Annotated in this window: 20 protein-coding genes; 14 read left to right on the plus strand and 6 right to left on the minus strand. The window is 62.9% G+C overall.

The window, feature by feature from the left end; genetic code table 11:
• Positions 1-37: 37 nt before the first annotated feature.
• From X735_RS164415 to X735_RS164400, 4 genes are all read right to left on the minus strand, one after another.
• Positions 38-1108: an ABC transporter substrate-binding protein gene (locus X735_RS164415; RefSeq protein ID WP_023808698.1), complete on the minus strand. Its 1071-nt coding sequence runs from the start codon at positions 1106-1108 to the stop codon at positions 38-40.
• Positions 1093-1962, minus strand: coding sequence for an ABC transporter permease (locus tag X735_RS164410; RefSeq protein WP_023808699.1), 870 nt, complete (start codon positions 1960-1962; stop codon positions 1093-1095). The genes X735_RS164415 and X735_RS164410 overlap by 16 nt, the downstream gene beginning before the upstream one ends.
• Positions 1959-2843, minus strand: a complete 885-nt coding sequence (locus X735_RS164405; protein ID WP_023808700.1) for an ABC transporter permease — start codon at positions 2841-2843, stop codon at positions 1959-1961. The genes X735_RS164410 and X735_RS164405 overlap by 4 nt, the downstream gene beginning before the upstream one ends.
• A gap of 102 nt (positions 2844-2945) precedes the next feature.
• A complete protein-coding gene (locus X735_RS164400; protein WP_023808701.1) occupies positions 2946-4226 on the minus strand; it encodes an FAD-dependent oxidoreductase in 1281 nt (426 codons plus the stop codon).
• 236 nt (positions 4227-4462) lie between these two features.
• Between X735_RS164400 and X735_RS164395 the strand changes: the two genes are divergently transcribed.
• The 6 genes from X735_RS164395 to X735_RS164375 all read left to right on the plus strand — a co-directional run bounded on the left by X735_RS164395 (position 4463) and on the right by X735_RS164375 (position 9956).
• Positions 4463-5620: a fumarylacetoacetate hydrolase family protein gene (locus X735_RS164395; RefSeq protein WP_023808702.1), complete on the plus strand. Its 1158-nt coding sequence runs from the start codon at positions 4463-4465 to the stop codon at positions 5618-5620.
• A 70-nt stretch (positions 5621-5690) separates the two neighbouring features.
• Positions 5691-5957, plus strand: a complete 267-nt coding sequence (locus X735_RS1000000168535; protein ID WP_155930534.1) for a hypothetical protein — start codon at positions 5691-5693, stop codon at positions 5955-5957.
• Entirely contained in the window at positions 5951-6886 is a 936-nt protein-coding gene (locus X735_RS164390) for a substrate-binding domain-containing protein (protein ID WP_023808703.1), read from the plus strand. Before X735_RS1000000168535 ends, X735_RS164390 begins: the two co-directional genes overlap by 7 nt.
• A gap of 114 nt (positions 6887-7000) precedes the next feature.
• A complete protein-coding gene (locus tag X735_RS164385) occupies positions 7001-7987 on the plus strand; it encodes an ABC transporter permease (RefSeq protein ID WP_023808704.1) in 987 nt (328 codons plus the stop codon).
• Positions 7988-7990: 3 nt separating this feature from the next.
• The gene (locus tag X735_RS164380; protein WP_023808705.1) at positions 7991-8782 is read left to right on the plus strand and encodes an ATP-binding cassette domain-containing protein; all 792 of its coding nucleotides are present in this window, start codon (positions 7991-7993) and stop codon (positions 8780-8782) included.
• Positions 8783-8933: 151 nt separating this feature from the next.
• Positions 8934-9956, plus strand: coding sequence for a LacI family DNA-binding transcriptional regulator (locus tag X735_RS164375; RefSeq protein ID WP_023808706.1), 1023 nt, complete (start codon positions 8934-8936; stop codon positions 9954-9956).
• Positions 9957-10285: 329 nt separating this feature from the next.
• Here X735_RS164375 and X735_RS164370 read toward each other — a convergent pair whose 3' ends face one another.
• The gene (locus X735_RS164370) at positions 10286-10876 is read right to left on the minus strand and encodes a TetR/AcrR family transcriptional regulator (RefSeq protein ID WP_023808707.1); all 591 of its coding nucleotides are present in this window, start codon (positions 10874-10876) and stop codon (positions 10286-10288) included.
• Between the two features lie 242 nt (positions 10877-11118).
• On the opposite strand from X735_RS164370, the gene X735_RS164365 reads away from it, so the two are divergent.
• Genes X735_RS164365 through X735_RS164355 form a run of 3 tightly spaced genes read left to right on the plus strand, consistent with a single transcriptional unit; the run spans position 11119 to position 15710 of the window.
• Positions 11119-11373 (plus strand): hypothetical protein, encoded by a 255-nt coding sequence (locus tag X735_RS164365; protein ID WP_023808708.1) that lies wholly within the window; start codon positions 11119-11121, stop codon positions 11371-11373.
• Positions 11367-14543 (plus strand): multidrug efflux RND transporter permease subunit, encoded by a 3177-nt coding sequence (locus X735_RS164360; protein ID WP_023808709.1) that lies wholly within the window; start codon positions 11367-11369, stop codon positions 14541-14543. Before X735_RS164365 ends, X735_RS164360 begins: the two co-directional genes overlap by 7 nt.
• A gap of 15 nt (positions 14544-14558) precedes the next feature.
• Positions 14559-15710 carry an efflux RND transporter periplasmic adaptor subunit gene (locus X735_RS164355; RefSeq protein WP_023808710.1) on the plus strand — a complete coding sequence of 384 codons (1152 nt, stop codon included), beginning with the start codon at positions 14559-14561 and terminating at the stop codon, positions 15708-15710.
• Here X735_RS164355 and X735_RS1000000167065 read toward each other — a convergent pair.
• Complete coding sequence (locus X735_RS1000000167065; protein WP_245273040.1) at positions 15596-16738, minus strand: LysR substrate-binding domain-containing protein; 1143 nt, start codon at positions 16736-16738, stop codon at positions 15596-15598. The genes X735_RS164355 and X735_RS1000000167065 overlap by 115 nt on opposite strands.
• Before the next feature lie 102 nt (positions 16739-16840).
• Here X735_RS1000000167065 and X735_RS164350 point away from each other — a divergent pair, with 102 nt between their 5' ends.
• The 5 genes from X735_RS164350 (at position 16841) to X735_RS164330 (ending at position 22658) form a co-directional block, all read left to right on the plus strand.
• The gene (locus X735_RS164350; protein WP_023808712.1) at positions 16841-17629 is read left to right on the plus strand and encodes a 2OG-Fe(II) oxygenase; all 789 of its coding nucleotides are present in this window, start codon (positions 16841-16843) and stop codon (positions 17627-17629) included.
• A gap of 106 nt (positions 17630-17735) precedes the next feature.
• Positions 17736-18428, plus strand: a complete 693-nt coding sequence (locus tag X735_RS164345; RefSeq protein WP_023808713.1) for a GntR family transcriptional regulator — start codon at positions 17736-17738, stop codon at positions 18426-18428.
• A 35-nt stretch (positions 18429-18463) separates the two neighbouring features.
• A complete protein-coding gene (locus tag X735_RS164340; RefSeq protein WP_023808714.1) occupies positions 18464-19570 on the plus strand; it encodes a mandelate racemase/muconate lactonizing enzyme family protein in 1107 nt (368 codons plus the stop codon).
• A 1-nt stretch (position 19571) separates the two neighbouring features.
• A complete protein-coding gene (locus X735_RS164335; protein WP_023808715.1) occupies positions 19572-20756 on the plus strand; it encodes a mandelate racemase/muconate lactonizing enzyme family protein in 1185 nt (394 codons plus the stop codon).
• Between the two features lie 237 nt (positions 20757-20993).
• On the plus strand, positions 20994-22658 hold the full coding sequence (locus tag X735_RS164330; RefSeq protein WP_023808716.1) for an ABC transporter substrate-binding protein: 1665 nt from the start codon (positions 20994-20996) through the stop codon (positions 22656-22658).
• Positions 22659-22696 lie beyond the last annotated feature (38 nt).

The following is a 22696-nucleotide window of genomic DNA, read 5'->3' on the forward strand; positions in this document are numbered from 1 at the left end:
GACACCGCGTGGCTGACGCCGCGCGGTGCTCTAGGGTTCAGCCGCCTGCCTTGACCTTTTCGAACATCTTGGCGAGGTCGTCATTCTGTTTCATCGGTCCGGTGAAGATGGTGGTCTTCAGCATCACTTCCGGGTCGGATGGCAGCTGCAATTTCTCCAGCTCCTCCTTCGGCACGGTGGCAAAAGCGGAGCTCAGCGAACTGCCATAGCCATAGGCCTCGATCAGGTATTTGCCGGAGTCGGCTTCCAGCCGGCTGTTGATGAAGTCATAGGCGAGGTCGACATTCTTGGCGTCCTTGAGCATGACGAAGCCGCAGGCCCAGGTCAGCATGCCCTCCTTCGGCTTCATGAACTCGACCGGCACGCCCTGCTTCTTCAGCGAGGTGGCCGACGCGTTCCAGGTCATGGCGGCGACCAATTGGCCGCTGGCCAGCGCCTGTTCGACGGAGGTCATGTCGGTGGTGTAATTGGAGAGCAGCGGGCGCTGCTCGCGCAGCTTCTCGGCCACCTTGTCCATTTGCTCCGGCGTCATGTCGAACGGATTAACGCCGGCGAGCAGTGCGGCAACGACCGGCGTGTCGTGCACCGCGTCGATCGTCGCCATGCGACCGGCATACTGCTTGTCCCACAAAAGGTTCCAGCTCGCTTCCGGGTTCTTCACCAGGTCGGTGCGGTAGAGGATCGAGGTGTTGCCCCAGTCCCATGGCACCATCCAGACCTTGCCGTCGCCGGCCTGCAGGTCGGGCAGGTTCTTGAACACCGGGAAGATCGAGTCCCAGTTCTTGATCCGCTTGGTGTCGATCGGCTGCAGCAGGCCTTCCTTGTTCCAGCGCGCCACCTTGTCATAACAGGGATGCGCGATGTCGGGGCGGAAGCCGGCCTTGACCTTGGTGAAGGCGTCATCGTCGTCACCGAAGATCGAGGCCTCGACGCCGTCGGGGTGCGCGGCGAGGAAGCTCTTGTTGAAATCGGGCAGTTCATAGCCCGACCAGGTGAAATATTGCAGCTTGTCGCCGGCGAAAGCGACGGTCGACGACAGCGCCAGCGCGAACGCCGTCAATCCAGCGCAAACAGTCTTTGCAGAGATCGATTTCAGGTCGAATGCCATTGCAGTTCTCCTCTCTTGGTTTGTTTTGGTTGTGACGGATCCGCGGGCTTTGGCGCCGTGGCGGACAAGCCGCGATGGCGCAGGATTTCAGCCGCTGCAGCGATGATGAAGGACACAGCCAGGATCGACGTGCCCAGCGCCATCACCGTCGGCAGCGACTTTGGAAAACGCAGCTGGCTCCAGATGTAGAGCGGCAGCGTCGGCTCGGTGCCGGCCAGGAAGAAGACGACAATGAATTCGTCGAAGGAGATCAGGAAGGCCAGCATGAAGGCCGAAACGATGGCCGGCAGGCTGAGCGGCAGCATGATCCGCCGGAACGTCGTCCAGTCGGAGGCGCCGAGATCGAGCGCCGCCTCGCGAATGGTTTTCGGGATGGCGGCGAAGCGGCTGCGCATGATCACCACGGTCGTCGGCAGCGCCACCAATATGTGACCGAGAACGATGGCGATGCGCGATGGCCCCAGACCAATGAGATTGATGAGGATCAGCAGCGATATGCCGACGATGACGCCGGGGATCAGGATTGGCAGCCGGGCGATGGCGCTGATGGTGGCGGCCAGCGGCGAGCGGCCGTAGAGGTCCATGTAGGATACGGTGATGCCGCACAGCGTCGCACTCGTGGCGGCAATGGCGCCGATGACGAGGCTGTTCAGGAGTGCACCGGTCAGCGCCGAATTGCCGAACAAAGTCGCGTACCATTGCAAGGTGAAGCCTTGCAGCGGAAACGCTGCCTGGATCGAGTTGTTGAAGGAAAACAGCGGGATCAGCAGCACCGGCAGATAGAGAAAGACCAGATAGGCGACGACGTAGACGCCGAGCCAGCGGCCGCCTCCCTGCGTGCGTGCAGCGCTCATGTGCGGCTGCCAAATCTGCGGTCGGCGAAACGCGCGACCAGCACCACGCACAGGATGACCAGCATGACGGCGACGGAGAGTGCGGCGCCAAACGGCCAATCGTTGGCCTTGCCGAATTGCGCCTGGATCAGCGTGCCGATCATGGTGCTGGCCGGGCCGCCGACGAGCGCCGGCGTGACATAGTCACCGACCGTCGGCACGAAGACGACAAGGGCTGCCGCCAGCACGCCCGGCATCGAATTGGGCAGCACGACACGGCGGAAAGAGGTGAAGGGCCGCGCGCCGAGATCGGAAGCGGCCTCGATCAGCGATTTCGGGATGGTGTCCAGCGCCACGTAGATCGGCAGGATGGCAAAAGGCGCGTAGGCGTGCGCCAGCGTGACGACGACGGCGGCCGGCGTGTTGAGAAAGGCCAATGTCGGCTCGGACCAGATGCCGCTTTCGATCAGCGCCGAGTTCAAAACGCCATTGTAGGCGAGCACGATCTTCCAGGCGAAGACGCGCAGGAGATAGCTGGTCCAGAATGGCAGCGTCACCAGAAACAGCAGAAGGCCGCGCCGCCGGCCGGCGTGGAAGGCAAGATAGTAGGCGACGGGATAGGCAGTGACGACGGTCGCCAGCGTGACCAGAGCGGCAATGATCAGCGAACGCAGCGTCACCGTCCAGTACAGCGGATCGGACACCACAGTTGCGAAGTTCGCCAAGCTGAAACCGGCACCGAGCAGCGAACCGTCATTGTTGCGGAAGGCGAGGAAAAGCACGAGGCCGAGGGCAAACAGGATCAGCAGGAAAGTGACCAGAGCGCCCGGGAGCAGCATGGCGACCCGGAAGCCCTGAGAAGACCGGGCCTCTGGCGCTGATGTTGCAACTAGGGTCGACATCGACCTGCCTATCGGAATTTGAAATTGGCTTAGAGTTTTTCATATCCATGAAACTGTCAAGCGGAATCCCAAACGGAAACCCATTGACAGGAATTGCTTTGGTCAGCGCTCCAACGCATCGAGCAGCCGGTACCAGGCGATGGTCGCGGCGACGCCGACTTGGCGGAAGGCGTGAAACGGGATCGGTCGGATCGGCGAGACCGGGAAGGGCAAATGCCTGGCGTCGCCACTTTGGAGATAGCCGGCGATGCGCTCGCCAAGAGCGGTCATCAGGCCGACACCACGACCCTGGCAGCCGACCACGGCGAGCAGGCCCTGCTCCGGCTCGTGGATGTGCGGCAGATGGTCCGGCGTCATCGCCACGCGGCCGAACCAGCGCTTCTCGATGGCGATGCCGGACAGCATGGGATAGAGCCGCCGCAGCGCCCGCTCGAGATGCGCCCAGTCGCTGGCGCTCGTCGGCAGCGCCATGCGACCCCGCCCGCCAAGCACCAGCCGGCCGTCGGCGCTCTTGCGGTAGTAGACGAGGATGCGCCTGGAGTCCGACACCGCCTGCCCTTCCGGCAGGATCGGGGCCGCCTGACCGGACGACAGCGGTGCTGTGGCGATCTGAAAAGAATGCAGCGGCACGATCGTCTGCGCAAGGCCGGGGATCAGACCGTCCGTATGGGCGTTGGTCGCCAGAACGACCGCCTTTGCCTGCAATTCCAGGCCATTTTCGGTCGAAATACGCCAAACGCCGGCGGTCTTGGTGAGCCGCACGACCTTTTCGCGCTCGGCTACCCTCACGCCAGCCGCGGTCGCGACACGGGCGAGTTCAGATGTGTAAGCGAGCGGATCGATAACACCGGCGCGGCGATCGAGCCAGCCGCCGAGATAGCCCTGCGCACCGGTCTTGGCCGCGATCTCCGCTGCGTTCAGCAACTGGACATCCGCGCCCCGTGCGCGCCATTGCCGGTCACGGTTTCCCGCCGCCTTCAGCGCGGCCTCGGTGTGCGCCGCCTGGATCCAGCCATTGCGAACGAACGGCACCGCCAGCTTCTCGTCGCGGATCAGCTCGAACACCGCATCGGCGGTCGACGCCGCAAAATTGACAAGCGCCTCGCCGCGCTCAAGGCCAAAATGCTCCAGCAGCCATTCCGGATCGTATTTCAGGCCGGGAATGACCTGACCGCCATTCAAGCCTGATGCGCCCTGGCCGATCTCGCCGGCGTCCAGCACCTGCACCGACAGGCCAAGCCGGGCGGCATGCAAGGCGGTCGATAAGCCCATGATGCCACCGCCAACAATGGCGAGATCGACACGTTCGCCATTGGGAAGCGATTGAAACGTGGAAGCTGCCTGTGGCTTGAGCCAGATCGGATCGGAGAATGCTGTCGCCAAGGGTCACCTGAATGCGCTGCGATTGGTGAAAATCCTAGTCAGAATTTCACATTTTTGAAAGAGCACTCCGGCTTTCGTCTGTGGACTGCCGCCGAGGCGATCGGAGACCCAGAGTTCCGATCGCCTGCGACGGGATAGACCTTTGACGGGAATCCGGTGAAAGTGCCGCGCCGATCCGGCCGCCCACATTGACGATCACTTCGCCACATTGTCGATCACTCAGAGGACAGAGCGCTATGACGAACCCGACCCACCTGCCCACCGAGGGCCTTTTTGTCGGACGCGCCAGAGGTAGCGATGCCGCATACCCGCTGGTCGTCACGGTGCGCGATGGCACGGTCTTCGACATCACCTCGCGTGCGGCACCAACCATGCGAGACCTTTGCGAGATGGCTGACCCCGCTGGGCATGTCCGCTCGGCCGAGGGCAGACCGATCGGATCGCTCGATGACATCGCCGCCAACAGTTTTGAGACCGGGCGCGATCCAGCAAAACCCTACCTGCTCTCCCCGGTCGACCTGCAGGCGGTCAAGGCATCGGGCGTCACCTTCGTCGTCAGCCTGCTGGAACGGGTGATCGAGGAACAGGCGCGCGGTTCGGCTGAAAAAGCCGACGCCATCCGCGCCGACATCGCAGGACTGATCGGCCACGATCTGTCGAAGCTGAAACCCGGTTCGCCCGAAGCGATGGAGATCAAGGCCAAGCTGATTTCGCGCGGCGCCTGGTCGCAATATCTGGAAGTGGGCATCGGCCCCGACGCCGAGATCTTCACCAAGTGCCAGCCGATGGCCTCGGTGGGCTTCGGCGCCGATGTCGGGCTGCACCCGGTGTCGACCTGGAACAATCCGGAACCCGAGATCGCCATGATCGCCGCCTCCAGCGGCAGGATCGTCGGCGCGACCATCGGCAACGACGTCAATCTGCGCGACGTCGAAGGGCGTTCGGCGCTGCTGCTCGGCAAGGCCAAGGACAACAATGCCTCGGCCTCGCTCGGTCCCTTCATCCGCCTGTTCGACGACAAATTCTCCATCGATGACGTCAAGCGCGCCGTCGTGCGCCTGAAAGTCGAGGGCGAGGACGGGTTCTCGTTGGAGGGCGCAAGCTCGATGGCCGAGATCAGCCGCTCGCCGGAGGAACTGGTCGCCGCGGCCATGGGGCCGCACCACCAGTATCCGGACGGGCTGGCGCTTTATCTCGGCACCATGTTCGTTCCGTCCAAGGATCGAGGCGAGAAGGGCAAGGGGTTTACTCACAAGGTCGGCGACATCGTCACCATCTCGTCGGAGAAATTCGGTGCGCTGGTCAACCGGGTGCGGCTTTCGCCCGACTGCCCGCACTGGACCTATGGCGCCAGCCATCTGATGCGGGAGCTAGCCAGAGCCGATCTGATCTAGCAACTGGTATCGTCGACGCCCTGCCAGGGCGCTACGGACCTGGTCCCGTGGGCGTAGGATGATCGCCGGCGTGACCCTTGTCGACGCAGGCCGCGTTCGCGCGACCCGAAACAATCACACCAATTATCCGACAGTCGGAAAATCACCTCAACTGATGCAATCTGATGGGACCGCTGATGACGACCCGTCAGGCGCCCACTACACCTGCAGATGGAGGCTTGCCATCCGTCGAAAAAGGGGATGCTCTGACGCATTCAACCGGCGCTGGCAAAAAGACGCTGAACAAGGGACGGATTTTGAACTGACCATCTACAAACGGGAGGAAATCAAATGCTGACACGGCTAAGACTTGTTCTATACGGCCTGTTGGTGGCGCTGATGGTGATACCAGCAGCGGCACAGGCCAAGACGTTCTATTGGATTTCGCATGGCGGCCCAGCCGATCCGGTCTGGACTTACTTCCTGGCCGGCGCCAAGCAGTGGGCCAAGGACACCGGCAACACGGTCAACACCTCGTTCCACAATGGCGATGTGGCCTCGCAGCAAGAAGCGGTTCGCGCCGCCCTCTCCGCCAAGGCCGATGGTATCGTCACGACGAGCCCTGATCCGGGCAGCCTGATCGAGATCGTCAAGGAAGCGCGTGCGGCGAAAGTGCCGATCATCAATTTCAACACGCCTGATCCGAAAGCCGACTTCAACGCCTATGTCGGCGGCGACAATGTCACCTTCGGCAAGCACTGGGCGCAATACCTGGTCGACAAGGGCCTGGTGAAGAAAGGCGACTTCGTCTGGATGCCGGTCGAAATCCCCGGCGCCACCTATGGCGTGCAGGAAGAAGAAGGCATCAAGAGCGTCTTCGAGCCGCTCGGCATCACCTATGAAATCACCGAAGCGACGCTCGACCAGGCTGAAGTGATCAACCGCATGGTCGACTACCTCACTGCCAACAAGGCCAAGGTCAAGGCGATCATCGGCCTAGGCGATCTCGTCACCGGCTCGATCAAGCGGGTGTTCGACCAGGTCGGCATCAAGCCGGGCGAAATCCCGGTTGTCGGCTGGGGCAACTCGCTCGACACCACCCAGGAAGTGCTTAACGGCTATGTCAATGCCGGCCAGTGGCAGGACCCGCAGGCGACCAGCTATGTCGCGCTTTCGCTGGCCAATATGGCCGCCGGCGGCATTCCTCCGGGCTTCAACGTCATCACCGGCGCGCTCTACGAAAAAGACACCGCGCAGATCTACGACGACATCCTGTCCGGCAAGTAACATCCAATCTCAACAGTCGCGGCCGCCCAACGGTCGCGACTGACTCTCCATTTCGCCGAGCCCTTCGCACGCGATGTGCAACGCTCAGCCTTCCACTCATGTCGCGGATTGCCTGTGGAAAATCATTCGCTCGTCCAACGCCTGATCGCACGGCCGGAATTCGGCCCTTTCGTGCTGCTCGTCGTCGAGATCGCCGTTTTTTGGAGTTTCAACCACGACTTCCTGTCGCCGCAGAACATCTCCAACACGCTGGCCTTCACGGTCGAGCTCGGCCTGATCGCGCTGGCGATGACGCTGTTGATGACGTCGGGCGAGTTCGACCTCTCGGTCGGTTCCCTGTTCGGCTTCTCGCCGGTCTTGATGTGGACCCTGTTCAACAGCGGCCTGACCTCCCTTGAGGTCGGCTTTGTCGCCGCGCTGCTGGTCGCCGCCATCATCGGGCTGGTCAATGGCTGGTTCGTGACGCAGCTCAAGATCCCATCCTTCCTGGTGACGCTCGGCATGCTGCTTGTGGTGCGCGGCACCGCCCTTTTCGTCACCGACGGTTTTCCGCAGCGCACCTGGAGTGCGGAGGGCAGCTGGCTGGCCGAAGCGCTGGTCGGCGATTTCTTCATCGGACCGTTCCGCATCTACATGTCGCTGTTCTGGTTCATCGCCGCGGCGATCGCGCTCGGCTATGTGCTGACGCAAAGCCGCACCGGCAACTGGATCCAGGCGGCCGGCGGCAACCCGAGTGCTGCAAGGGCGCGCGGCGTCAATGTCAGCGGCGTCAAGATCGGCCTGTTAGTGCTGTCGTCGGTCATGGCTTCGCTTGCCGGCGTCATCTCGTCGCTGCGCACCTCGGCGGCCAACCCCAACAGCGGCACCGGCTATGAACTGGAAGTCATCGCCATGGTGGTGATCGGCGGTACCGCGCTGACCGGCGGGCGCGGCACGATCATCGGCACCGTGCTCGGCATCCTGATCCTGCGCGTGATGCGCAACGGCATCGTGCTGATCGGCGTGCCCGGTCTTGCCTACAACATCTTCATCGGCGCCATCATCCTTGGCATGATGGCGCTGCATTCATGGCTGGAACGCCGGCATCAGGCAGGGACTTGAACCATGGCCGAGCCACTGATCCGCATGACGAACATCCGCAAGTCCTACGGCCGCGTGCAGGCGCTGGAGGATGCCAATTTCCACGTCAATGAACGGGAGATCGTCGGCTTGCTCGGCGACAATGGCGCCGGCAAGTCGACGCTGATCAAGGTGCTCTCGGGTGCCGTTCCGCTGACCAGCGGCGACATCTTCATCCGCGGCAACAAGGTGAGCCTGCGCAGCACCAGCGACGCCATCGCCCACGGCATCGAGACCATCTACCAGGACTCGGCGCTGGTCACGCAACTGTCGATCGCCCGCAATCTGTTCCTCGGACGCGAGCCGATCAAGTCGCCGCGCTTTCTCAACCGGATGGACCAGGACGCGATGAACACGGTTGCCCGCGACTTGCTCAAGCAGGTCGGCATCTCGAAGAACATCCCGCCGACGACGCCGATCGGCTCGCTCTCCGGCGGCGAGCGCCAGGCGGTGGCGATCGCGCGCGCCATGCATTTCGACAGCGACCTGATCATTCTCGACGAGCCGACCAACAATCTCGGCGTCGCCGAAACACAGGGTGTGCTGAGCTTCGTGCGCAGCGCCCGCGATTCCGGCCATTCCTGCATTTTCATCGCCCACAACATCCACCATGTCTTCCAGGTGGTCGACCGCATCGTCGTCATGCGCCGGGGCAAGGTGGTTGCTGACGACATAGACCCCAAGAAGACCAGCGTGGCGGAGGTCGAACGGATCATTACCGGCATGTCGGACAAGGAGATCCGCGATGCCATCGCCGATGGCAAGCCATCGCACTGAGAATGGTGATGGGCGGCAATCACCCGTCACCTCAGATCGCATCGCTTGTCTGACGCGCCATCGCATGGCGAACAGGATTGCAGCATGTGGGTTACGGCATGAAAGCCACTGTCTCCGATATCGCTCGTAGCTGCGGGCTGTGGGTTACGGCATGAAAGCCACTGTCTCCGATATCGCTCGTAGCTGCGGGCTATCGACCGCAACGGTCGACCGGGTGCTCAACAACCGGCCGGGTGCGAGTGCGGCCAACCGCCAGCGCGTCATGGAGGCGGCCAAGCAAGTCGGCTATCTGCCGGTCGCCGATCAGGTGACGCTACCCTCGCGGCCCGCCCACCTTGAATTCCTGCTGCCGATCGGCAGCAATGCCTTCATGCGCGATCTCGCCGGGCACATCGAGGACTACGCCGCGCGCCTGCCGCTTGTTGCCTCGTGCCGGATCCATAACCTCGCCGGTATCTCGCCGAACGCGCTGCAGAGCGCTGTCGAAAACCTTTCGCTCAGGGCCAATGGCGTCGGTGTCATCGCCGTCGATCATCCGCGTACGCGCAACATCCTGCACGACATCGTCGATGCCGGCATGCGCCTGGTGACGCTGGTGTCCGATGTTCCGGCGGCACCGCGCGCGGCCTATGTCGGCATCGACAACCGGGTGGCGGGACGAACGGCGGCGCTGCTGATGGGACGCTTCCTTGGCGGCCGAATCGGTCATCTGGCGATGGTCGTCGGCTCACGTTCCTATCGCGGCCACGAGGAACGCGAAATGGGTTTCCGCTCGGTGCTCAGTGAGGAGTTTCCCAATCTGACCGTCAGCAGCGCCGTCGAGGTCAACGACGAGCCCGATGCCAGCTACACCGAGACCATGAAGGCGCTGCACGACGAGCCGGAGATGCTCGGCATCTATTGCGTCGGAGCTGGGCATTCGGGCGTTGCAAAGGCGATCCGCGAGGCCAGGCCGAACCGCAAGCCGGTGTTCATCTGCCACGACTTGACCAAGGACACGCGTGGTCATCTCGTCGACGACCTGCTCGATGTCGTCATCGACCAGAATGCCAGGCTGATCGCGGAACAGTCGGTCATTCGCCTGCTCGGCTCGATTGCCTCCTCGGCACCCTATCTGACGCGCAAGTTCATCGAACCGCGCTTGATCTTCAGGGAAAACGTCCCCGTGCAGTAATGCGAAATGGCTTGGCTAAACCGGGTTTCCGGATTTGTACGATAATTGGCACGGCAAATCTGCACAGCAGCTATGCAAGTTTCTTTGTTGCCGAATCGTTGGGCAACTCGTAGGTTCTGGTTGTCGGCCATCTACTCCTCCCAGATGCGATGCCGACGCTGAATGGGGTGCACCTCCTCCCGCGCCACATTCGAAAATCGAGCCCGCTGCCATCTCCTCCCGGCAGCGGGCTTTTTTCGTTTGGCCGGCAGGAATGGCGGTACAGCGACACCAAAGCACGCCCAGTCATCGCAGATGGAATGACGCACGTTGACAGGCCACGGGTCCCGTCAACCGGCGGCGGCGCCCCGGAAAGAAGCGATCAATCCTTCAGCCATGCGCACGAACTGCGTGCTCGGACCTTCCGAACCCACGGTCTGTACACTAACCCGCGCACCCTCGAGCAGAAGCGACAGCGTATCGGCGAGCAGTTCAGCCTGGCCGATGCCCGCGTCCCGACATAGCGTCACAAGGCGCTCGCGCTGGGCTTCTTTGAGTTCCTTGATCACCAGCCTGGCCGGATGGTCCGGCTCGGTCAGTTCAGCGGCGGCGTTGGCCATGTCGCAGCCGCGCCCGTCCGCATTGAGCATGGCAGCCGCCTTGCGAACCCAGGCATGCAGCTGGGCAAGCTTGTCACCAGGAAATTCGGCATCGAACGCATCCCACATAGCGCCGGCCTTGGCCGCATTGGCGCGCAGGCATTCGACGATCAGTTCGTCCTTGGATTCGAAGTGACGATAGAGCGTCATCTTGTTCGTGCCGGCAGCTTCGGTGATGGCGTCGACGCCGACGCCCTTGATGCCATGCTTGTGGAACATGTCGCGTGCTGTCTCCAGGATCCGATCCCGGGGACGAGAGCGCTCCACGATGCCGTCTGTCATCATGATCTCCTTTCGTTTCCAAAAAACCCTCGGCCACCTCTTGACTAGGGTGTTACCGGTCTGTAACTTCCAGAATGTTACTTACTGGTAACACCTATATCGTCCACCGTCAATAACAAGGCCGTGAACGGCCCTGCCAGACGAGAGGGGCGAGAAACTGCCAATCATGCGGCCTCGGCCGGTGAAAAGATGAAAACGGTTCGCGAGCATGTGCTGCGAATCGACAGACAAGGAGCCGGCCAATGCCACAGCGCCGCGATCTTACCATAGATGAGGCCGTCCGGGATCCGATGATCCGGCTGGTCATGAAAGCCGATGGCGTCGACCCGCGCGCCTTCGAGACGATGCTGCGCTCGCTTGCCGATGCGCAGCGCAACGAGGTGCCGTTGCTGCATTCGCGGGACGACCTCGGTGACAAGCGCGGTCAAAGACTGTCCAGCGTCGCCAGCGCCTTCGGGCGGGCAAGAGCAGCCGGGGAGGCTTGCGTCTCGTGGTAAACTTTTTCATCCACCGTCCGATCTTCGCCTCCGCGATCGCCATCATCATGGTGCTCGCCGGGTCGATTTGTTATTTCCTGCTGCCCGTCTCGCAGTTTCCCGACATCACGCCGCCGCAGGTCGTGGTCAGCGCCCACTATCCAGGCGCCAGCGCACAAGTGGTGGCCGACACGGTGACGACGCCGCTGGAGCAGCAGATCAACGGCGTGCAGGGCATGACCTACATGTCGTCGACGAGCTCCAATGACGGCTCCTCGACCATCACCATCACCTTCGATGTCGGCTATTCGCTGAGCACCGCCGCCGTCGACGTGCAGAACCGCGTCTCGCAGGCCGCCTCGTCGCTGCCGGCGATCGTCAACCAGGGCGGCGTGACGATCAAGAAGCAGAACCCGAACTTCGTCCTCATCGTCAACCTGACTTCGCCCGACAGTTCAGTCGATCCGGTGGCGCTGAGCAATCTTGCCTATCTGCAGGTGGTCGATCCGCTGAAGCGCCTGCCCGGCGTCGGCGATGTGCAGATCTTCGGCGAGCGGCGCTATTCGATGCGCGTCTGGCTCGATCCCGACAAGCTCGCCAATCTCGGCATCACCGCCGTCGATGTGCAGAACGCCATCGCCGAGCAGAATGTCCAGGTGGCGGCCGGCAAGATTGGCCAATCGCCGGCACCCGCCGGCACCGCCTTCGAGATGCAGGTCAACGCCGTTGGCCGGTTGAGCGATCCAAAGGAATTCGGCGACATCGTCGTGCGCGCCAATACCGACACCGGCTCGCTGGTCAGGCTGCGCGACGTCGCCCGCATCGAGCTCGGCGCGCTGCAATATTCGTCGTCGGCCTTCTTCGGCAAGGACCCGACGGTGGTGCTTGCCGTCTACCAGATGCCCGGCTCCAACGCGCTCGATCTGCAGCAGCGCGTCAAGGACAAGATGCAGGAGCTGTCGGGCCGCTTCCCGAAGGGCGTGTCCTATGCAATGCACTACGACACGACGCGCTTCGTCTCGGCATCGATGCATGACGTGCTGATCACGCTCGGCGAAGCGCTGGTGCTGGTCGTCGCCGTGGTGTTCCTCTTCCTGCAAAGCTGGCGCACGACGATCATCCCGACCATCGCCATTCCGGTGTCGCTGGTGGCGACGCTGGTCGTCATGGAGATGCTCGGCTTCTCGCTCAACATGCTCTCCCTGCTCGGCATGGTGCTGGCGATCGGCCTCGTCGTCGACGACGCCATCGTCGTGGTTGAGAATGTCGAACGACAGCTGGAGGCCGGGCTCAAGCCGCTTGCGGCGACCAAGGCCGCAATGCGCGAGGTCACCGGACCGATCATCGCCACCACCGCGGTGCTGATGGCGGTGTTCGTGCCGGTCGCCTTCATTCCCGGCGTCTCCGGCAAGCTCTACAACCAGTTCGCGCTGACCGTGGCGATCTCCGTCGGCATCTCCGCCTTCAACTCACTGACGCTCAGTCCCGCGCTCAGTGCGGCCTTCCTGCGCCATCGCGGCGAGACGCAGTTCGCCCCGTTCCGCTGGTTCAACGCCGGCTTCGACAGGCTATCGCACGCCTACGCCAATGGCGTACGCATTCTCATCCGCTTGCGCTGGATCATGCTCGGCCTGTTCGCGGCCGGCCTGGTCGCCACCTACTTCGTCTGGCAGCGGCTGCCCTCGACCTTCCTTCCGGTCGAGGACCAGGGCTATTTCTTCGTCGTCATCCAGTTGCCCGACGGCGCGTCGCTGGAACGCACCGACGCGGTGGCGCAGAAGGCGCGCGACATCCTGCAGGCGACGCCCGGCGTCGAGATTGTCGGCTCGATCAGCGGCCTGAATTTCCTGACCAGTGCGGCGCAGTCGAATTCGGCGGTCGAATTCGCCATCCTGAAGCCCTGGGAGGAGCGCGGCCCCGACCAGAGCGCGTCGAAGCTCGTCGCCGATGTGCGCGGCAAGCTGATGCAGATCCCGGAAGCTTTCGCGCTGAGCTTCGATCCGCCGTCTATCCCGGGTATCGGCACCACAGGCGGCTTCGAATTCGTCGTCGAGGATCTGACCGGCCGCGGCAGTTCAGCCCTCAACGATGCGACGCAAGCCGTGATTGCCGAGGCGCGCAAGCAGCCGGAAATCAACCCGCAGCAGCTGTTCTCGCCGTTCTCGACCTCGACGCCGCAGTTCAACTACGACCTCGACCGCAGCAAGGCCAAACTGCTCGGCCTCAACCTGCCCGATGTCTTCAACACGCTGCAGATCTATCTCGGCTCGCTCTACGTCAACGACTTCAACCTGTTCGGCCGCACCTTCCGGGTGACCATCCAGGCCGACAAGGATGCACGTGCGGGTGCCGCCGACATTTCGCGGCTCTATGTGCGCAATGCCTCCGGCGGCATGGTGCCGCTCTCGACGCTGGGCAAACTCGTGCCCTTCGTCGGCCCGGAGACCGTCCCGCATTACAACAACAATGCCTCGGCCTCGATCAATGGCGGTGCCGCACCCGGCTTTTCCTCAGGCCAGGCGGTTGCCGCGATGGAACGGGCCGCTGCCATTGCGCTGCCAAGGGATTTCGGTTTCGAATGGACCGGCATCACCTTCCAGGAGCTCAAGGCAGGATCGATCGCGTCCGTCGTCTTCGGCCTCGCCATCGTCTTCGTCTTCCTGATCCTGGCGATGCAGTATGAGAGCTGGGCGATGCCGTTCATGGTGCTGTTGGCGGTGCCACTGGCCCTGTTCGGCGCCTTCGTGGCCTTGTTGCTGCGCGGTATGCAGATCGACGTCTACTCGCAGATCGGCTTCGTCATGCTGATCGGCCTGGCGGCCAAGAACGCGATCCTGATCGTCGAATTCGCAAGGCGACGGCGCGAGGAAGGCCTCAGCATCGTCGACGCGGCGATGGAGGCGGCACGGCTCAGGCTGCGGCCGATCCTGATGACGGCCTTCGCCTTCATCCTCGGCGTGCTGCCGCTGATGTTTGCGACCGGCGCCGGTGCGGCAAGCCGGCAGTCGATCGGCACCACCGTGTTCGGCGGCATGGTCGCGGCGACCATCCTGTCGCTGGTGTTCGTGCCGGTGTTCTACGCGGTCATCGAACAGCTGCGCGAACGCCGCGGCAGTGACGAGCTCGCCTCTCAAGACAATGAACCAACGACTGAGCACGCTATCCCGCCCCTGGCGGAAGCGGCCGAATAAGATTGGAGACTGATCATGCGTAAATGGAAAATCGCGTTGGGAACGGCTGTCGCACTGGGAGCGATCTCGGTGGCTAGCGTCCATCTGCTCGACATGGGCAATCTCAGCCTCAATGCCGGCACGGCCGCGGCGACGCCTGCTCCGGCGGCATTCGTCATGCCTGTGCCGGTGGTCAGTGTCGTCAAGAAGACGATCCCGATCTACCTGGACTATGCCGCGCGGACGGAACCGATCCGCAGCATCACCTTGCAGGCCAGGATTCCGGGCTATCTGCAGGAGCAGACCGCAGCCGACGGCGTCGACGTCCGGCAAGGCGACCTTCTCTACAAGATCTCGCCTGACGACTTCCAGGCGGCTCTCGACCAGGCCAAGGCGCAAGTGCAGCGCGACACGGCGACGCTCGACTATGCCCGGTCCAATCTCGGTCGCGGCACCGAGCTCGCCAAGAGCGGCTACCTCGCCAAGGACGGCTTCGACCAGCGCACCAGCACCTTGCGCGAAGCGCAGGCGTCGCTGGCGGTCAACCAAGCGGCGGTCCGCACGGCGGAGCTCAATCTGAGCTACGCTGAAATCCGGGCGCCGTTTGCCGGGCGTCTCGGCCGCAACCAAGCTTCGGTCGGAACGCTGGTCAGCGTTGCCGGCACCGTGCTGAACACGCTGGTGCAACTCGATCCGATCTACGTCACCTTCAACCCGAGCGAGACGGATCTGGCCGAGATCGAGCAAGCCCGTGCGAACGGCCCGATCGAAGTGGAGGTCCTGCTCCCCGGCCAGACCGAGGCCAGCCAAAAGGGTGAGCTTACCTTCATCGACAATTCGATCGACCGCTCGACCGGCACCATCACCGCGCGCGCGACGATCGGCAATGGCAAGTTCACGCTGCTGCCGGGCCAATATGTTCGTGTCCGGCTGCATGTGAGAGAGCAGGCCGACGCGCTGATGGTGCCGCAGACGGCGCTGGGCTCGAGCCAGCTCGGCAAATATCTCTATGTCGTCGGCAAGGGCAACACCGTCGACCAGCGGCTGGTTTCGCTAGGACCGACGAGCGGCGATCAGGTCGCCATCCTCAGCGGCGTCGCCGAGGGCGACCAGGTGATCACGGGCAATCTGCAGAAGATCGGACCCGGAGCGCCTGTATCGCCGATACCGGAAAAGCCGGCCACCTGAACACCCCCGTCAGGACCCGGCTTCAGCGCGGCGCCCCGACCTTCCCACAGGTCGCGGGCGCCGCTCGACTGAGCAGTTCCACAAGACCGGCAACATCGGCGCGGTCNCCCGACCTTCCCACAGGTCGCGGGCGCCGCTCGACTGAGCAGTTCCACCAGACCGGCAACATCGGCGCGGTCGGCCTTGGCCGGCGGCATAAACGCACAGTAGGGATGCCCGAGGCGCACCGAGACGGAGGAGAGCGCAATCAGCCGACCGGCCTCCAGATCGGCGCGCGCCATGACCCGCTGGCCAAGGGCGATGCCCAGACCCAGTCTTGCCGAGGCGATCGCCAGGCTGGACAGGCCGACGCGCCGCCCGTGCGACGGGTCGGGCGAGCGACTGCCGCCGGATGCCGCGAACCAGTCCGCCCAGGTCGGGTGCGAGGCATAGTTCGGCCCCCAATTGGTGTGGATGAACTGGCTCTCGTGCAAATCCGCCAGACTGGGATCGCCATTGCCGTGCCGGTGCCAGAATTCCGGTGCACAGACCGGCAGGACATCGTCATGGACGAGACGAACAAGTTTCAGCCCGGGATAGTGATAGTCGCCATAGCTGATGCGCAGATCGATGTTCTGGCGCATCAGGTCGACCGGATCGTCCTCGACCCGAACGTCGATCGCCATCTGCGGAAAGGCATCGAGAAGTACCGCCAGCCTCGGCGCCAGCCACAGTTCGGCCAACGAGAATGGCACACTGACGACCAGACGCGTCCGCACCCCGCCCTCCAGCATGCGCTGGCCTATGGTGGCGATGTCTCCCAAAGCTTTCGCTGTCTGCGGATAGATGGCGTGGCCGGCGTCGGTGAGCGCGATGCGATTGCCGCTACGCACAAACAGCTGCTTGCCGAACCAGCTCTCGAGGTTGCGGATCTGCTGGCTGACCGCCGCCGACGATACGCCGAGTTCAGAGGCGGCCAAAGTGAAGCTGCCGGCACGCGCCGCAACCTCGAAAGCCTTGATCGCATTCAGCGGCGGCAACCGTTCCACATCGAGTCCGTAAGTTTTTCTTAGCCAATCCTAACTATTTTCGACGTTGAGAGAAAGATTTTTTTGCCGTCTCATAAGCTCACAACCTTCGGAGCCATGACGATGAAAGACATCCTCGATCTCAACCGCTATCCGCTCGACCGCGAAGGCAGCGCCGAATGGCAGCGCCTTGTCGAACAATCCGTCGCCGCGCTCGAAGCCGACGGCATGTTCAATCTGGAAGGGTTTTTGCGCCCCGGCGTGGCGGAACAAGCCGTGCGCGAAATCCAGCCGGTGATGGCCGCGCGCTCGCATGCGCACAAGCGCATGCACAACATCTACTTCAAGCCTGACATTCCCGAGCTTGCACCCGACCATCCGGCGCTGCGCAAGGTGGAGACCATCAGTCACACCGTCTGTGCCGACCAGATTCCTGGCAGTGTCGTGCTCGCCATCTACGAATACGAACCGCTACTGCGCTTCCTGGCAGCGACGATGGGCAAGCCCAGATTGCATGTCATGCAGGATCCCCTGGCCCGTACCAACGTCATGGCCTATCGCGCCGGCGAGGCTTTGAACTGGCATTTCGATCGTTCCGAATTCACGACGACGCTGTTGTTGCAGGCAGCGGAGCGTGGCGGCGACCTCGAATACCGCACCGATCTGAGGTCGGACGACAATCCCAACTATGACGGCGTCGCAAGGCTGCTGGAAGGGCGCGACCCCGATTCCAAGATCCTGTGCATGAAACCGGGCACACTCAATGTCTTCCGCGGCAAGAACACCGCGCATCGCGTCACCACCGTCGAAGGCGAGCGAGAGCGCATGATCGCGGTGTTTTCCTACTATGAGAAGCCCGGCGTGATGTTTAGCGCCGAGGAGCGCGTCGGCTTCTACGGCCGCGCCGCCTGAGACCGAAGAGGCAATATGCCAGCGGCCCCAAGAATCCGAAGATGACCTCTTGTTAGATTGTCGACAATCTGCTTGTCTTGCTTTCGATTTCCCTGGGAGCGGCCGAATGGCGAAAGCGGATTTCAGTCCGATTGCGGACACGACGCGACGCGCCGAGATCGTCGCGCTGTTGCGGCGCGCGATCCTGACCGGGCAGCTCGCACCCGGCCAGAAGCTCAACGAGCTGCGGATTTCCGAACAAATGCGGGTCAGCCGCGCGCCGTTGCGCGAGGCAATGCGCGAGCTGGTGCAGGAAGGCATCCTGACCAGCATTCCCTATGCCGGCACCTTTGTCATCGAGGTCACAGCCAAGGACATCGACGATGCCTATTCGTTCAACAAGGTGATGGACGAGCTGGCCATCGAGCGGGCGTGGCCGCTGCGCGACCAGCGCTTCTTCGACGAGCTCGACCGGCGCCACGAAGCCGTGAAGCAGGCGACCCGTGCGTTGGACACGACACGCCAAATCGAAACCGCGCTGCAACTGCATGGCCTGATCTACGAATGGGCCGACAATTCGGTGCTGCTGGAAACCTGGCAACGGCTGACCAGCCGGCTGCAGATGTATTTTGCGCTCCACCAACATGCCCGCAATGAGCCGGTTCCGGCCGAAGACGTTCACGAAACCTATGTGCGGTTGCTGAAGGGCAAGGACATGCGTGCCGCCCAGCGCCATGCCAGGGAGCACATCGATCTCGATTTCGAGGAGTTGCTTGCCTACGCGCGCGGCCTCGAACAACGCCCGTCGAGGGGCGCCTGACCCGTTCCCAACATCACAGACAGCGGACAAGACACGTGCAGATCGAAACCATCAAGGCCTACCATGTCGTGCAGCCCTTCGTGGACGGGCCATACCGCATGTCGAAGGGGCGCGAGGCCAACGCTTTCGACGCGGTGATCGTGTCGATCACCTCCGACAGCGGCCTTACCGGCTGGGGCGAGATGGCGCCGCTCGGCAATTTCTATTCGGCAGCCTTCCCGGCCGGCACCCGCGCCGGCGTGCCCGAAATCGCGCCGCACCTTATCGGCCACGATCCGCGCGGGCTGGCAAGCATCGGGCGGCTGATGGATACGGTGTTCAAGGGCCATTCCTACATCAAGTCGGCGCTCGACATGGCCTGCTGGGATCTGGCGGCACGAGCCGCCGACGTGCCGCTGGTAACGCTGCTGGGCGGCAAGGAGAGCGAGACGGCCGAACTCTACAAGGTCGTCACGCACGGCAGCGTCGACGCCATGGCCGCGCTGGCCAAGCGCATCGTCAAGGATGGTTTCCACCGGCTGCAGGTCAAGGTCGGCGGCAATGTCCATGACGACATCGAACGCGTCGCCGCGGTCGCCGCCTCGGTGCCGAAAGGCACGGTCATCTTCTGCGATGCCAACGCCGGCTGGACCCCCTACCAGGCGCGCCAGTTTGCCGACGCGACGCGCAGCATCGACTACACGTTCGAGCAGCCCTGCACGACAATCGAGGAGAACATGTCGGTGCGCCGCATGCTCGACAAACCGATGGTGCTCGACGAATCCGTCACCTCGCTCGAGGCGATGCTGGAAATCCATCGCCTGGGTGCGGCCGACGGGCTGACCCTGAAGATCTCGCGCCTTGGCGGCGTGACGAAGACGCGCCAGATCCGCGACGTTGCCGTCGACCTCGGCTTCATGATCACGGTCGAGGACACGGGCGGCGCCGAGATCGACACGGCGGCGATGGCGCATCTATCGCTGTCGACGCCGGAAGAGCGGCGGCTGCATGCGATCGCCTTCCATGAATGGGTGACGGTGCGCACGGCGTCGAACATGCCGCCGGTCACCGGCAGCCGCATGGGCGTTCCAGATGGCCCCGGCCTTGGCATCGATGTCGTTCCCGATTTGCTCGGGAAGCCTTTCTTCGTGGTCGGCCGCTGAGATGAAAATCCGCGGGATCAAAGCCACGCCGATCAATTTGCGCCTCGAGGCGCCCTATGCCTGGGTGTTCGGCGAACTCGACGGATTTTCGCCGACCATCGTCGAAGTCGAGACGGAGGATGGCTTGATTGGCCTCGGCGAAGCGCCGACGCCGGCGGCGGCCGCGATCATCAACGATGTCCTGGCGCCATGGCTGGTCGGGCGCGATGCCTTCGACATCGCCGGCGCCGAGCATGTCTGCCTGCCCTTCTGGACCGGCGTGCAGTCGATCAACGACCGCACCCGCATCATGGCTTTCGGCGCCATCGAGATGGCTTTGTGGGACCTGCGCGGGAAGGCGTGGAACCAGCCGCTCTACCAGTTGCTCGGCGGCGCCGTGCGCAAGGACATCCCGTTCACCGACTATTTTTCGCTGCGCGGTGACGGGCCAAAGGTGAAGGGCGAGACGACGCCGGAGGAAGTCGCCGACTATTGCGTCGAATTGCACGAGACGCATGGAACGACCTTCTTCGAAGGCAAGTTCTCGACCGAAGATCCGAAAATCTCGCTCAGGATGGTCGAGCTGATCCGCAAGAAACTCGGCGACGATGCGATGATCCGCATCGATTCCAACCAGGCCTATTCGCTCAGCACCGCGCGTCGCCTAGCGCGGCCGCTGGAAGACCTCGGCGTGCGCAACTGGGAGGATCCGGTGGCGACGATCGAGGAGATGCGCGAATTGCGGCGCCATTGCTCGATCCCGTTTTCGACCCACAACATCGACATTGCGCGCGCCATGGAAACCAAGGTGCCGGACGCCTTCGTCGGCAACCCGACGACGCATGGCGGCATAGGCCGGCTGTTGCGCTTCGTCGGCGCCTGCGAGCATGCCGGCATCGATTTCTGGTGCTACAGCGGTGACAGCGGCATCGGCAGTGCCGCCTATCTGCACCTGTGCGCGGCACTAGGCTGGATCAGGGAGCCTAACCAGTCGCTGTTTCGCATGCTGCCGATGGATGTCACCGAGGAAGGGCCGTTTTCGCCGAGAAACAATTTCGTGCGCGTTCCGGAAGGTCCCGGTCTCGGCGTCACCTTATCGCGCGAAAACCTCGCTGCCTGTCACAGAGACTTTACCGAGAAAGGACCGTGCAACAAGTATCATGACCCGGCAAAGCCCGGAACCTATCGCCGTTTGCCGCTGAACTAGATGACGGCAAGACCGACGGCCAGGCACGAGAAGCCAACCACCGCGACTTCGGCCGGGAAGGTTGGACAAAGACGATGGAAGCAGTGCAGCCAGCAATCCGGCGCGTCCGTGCCACGACTAGATACCGGGCAAAACCGCATGCTAAGATTCCGATCGACAGGCCTCTCTGGCGATCCGAAATGGAGCAATCCACGAAATTTCGTCAACCATAAGAAATAGGGGAAAGGGTAAAAACCCATGAGCAAGAACTACACCATTCTCGACCTGATCCGGCGCAATCGCACGCCGCTTGAAAATCACCTGATCGACGGCCTTGTCGACGGTCGTGTCAGCCGCCGCGACTTCGTCCGTCACGGCAGCCTGCTCGGCCTGTCGCTGCCGCTGCTGGGCCGTATCGGCATGGCAGCCGGCCTCAGCGGCATGCCGTCGCTGGCGCGCGCCCAAGGCGCGCCCGGCGCCACCATCCGCGTCGCCAGCAGCGTGCCGGCAGCGACAATCGACCCGGTCACCATCGCTGACGCAGGCGGCCTGCTGGTCATGCAGCAGGTTGCCGAATTCCTTTGCGTCGACGGCCCTGACCTCGTTCTTCAGCCGGCCTTGGCCGAAAGCTGGAAGCCGAACGACAATGGCACCGTTTGGACCTTCAAGCTGCGCAAAGGCGTAAAATTCCACAGCGGCGGCGAGATGAAAGCCGACGATGTCGTGGCCAGCATCGACCGCCTTGCCGATCCGGCCAATTCGTCCAATGCGCTGTCGGTGTTCACCGGCATCCTGCAGAAGGGCGCCTCGAAGAAGGTCGACGACTACACGGTGGAATTCCACCTCGATGCGCCGAACGGCAACTTCCCCTACATGCTGTCGTCCGACAACTATAACGCCGTCATCATCCCGGCGAGCTACAAGGGCGACTATGAAAAGAGCTTCGACGGCACCGGGCCGTTCAGAATAGAGAAATACACGGCAAAGGTCGGTGCGTCCTTCGTCCGCAACGAGGACTATTGGGGGCCGAAGGCGCTGCCGGAACGCACCGAGTTCACCTTCTTCACCGACATGCAGCCGCAGATCCTGGCGCTGCAGGGCGGCCAGGTCGACATCATCAACCAGATGCCGGTGCTGGCCGGCGTCGCTCTGCTCAACGATCCGAACGTCGACATCATCAGCTTGAAGTCGTCAGCCCATCAGCAACTGCACATGCGCTGCGACGAGGGCCCGTTGAAGGATGCGCGCGTGCGCCGTGCCATTGCGCTCTGCCTCGATCGCGACAAGCTGGCCGCCGGCCTCATGAAGGGACGCTCCGCTCTGGGCAATGACAGCCCATTCGCCGCCGTCTATCCTTCGACCGATACGAGCGTGCCGCAACGCAAGCAGGATATCGCCCAGGCCAAGCAGCTCATGGAAGCAGCCGGCCTTGGCCAGGGCTTCAAGATAACCCTGACCACCGAACGCTACCTAGAAATCCCTGAATACGCCCAGCTCATCCAGAACTGGGTCAAGGAGATCGGTGTTCAACTCGACCTCAATATCCTCGACCAGAGCGGCTATTACGGAGACGCGGTGTTCGGCAAGTCGAACTGGCTGGATTCGGTGATGGGCATCACCGACTATGGTCACCGCGGCGTGCCGAATGTCTATCTCGCGGCACCGCTGAAGAGTGAAGGCACCTGGAACGCGGCACACTTCAAGAACAAGGACTATGACGCGCTGGCGACCAGCTACATCGCGGCCCTCGATCTCGAGGCGCAGAAGGCCGACGCCGGCAAGATCCAGAAGCTGCTGCTCGAGGAAACGCCTGTCATCTTCGGCTATTTCTACGACTATCTGACGGCGACGGCGAAGGGCGTGGCCGGCGTACAGCCGACCGCCATGTCGCAGCTGTTCCTCGATAAGGCATCGAAGGCCTGAGCGGAAAGGAAAAGCCAATCCTCTAACAGCCAGCTCCC

Source organism: Mesorhizobium sp. L2C084A000, assembly GCF_000502875.1.
Lineage (GTDB): Bacteria > Pseudomonadota > Alphaproteobacteria > Rhizobiales > Rhizobiaceae > Mesorhizobium.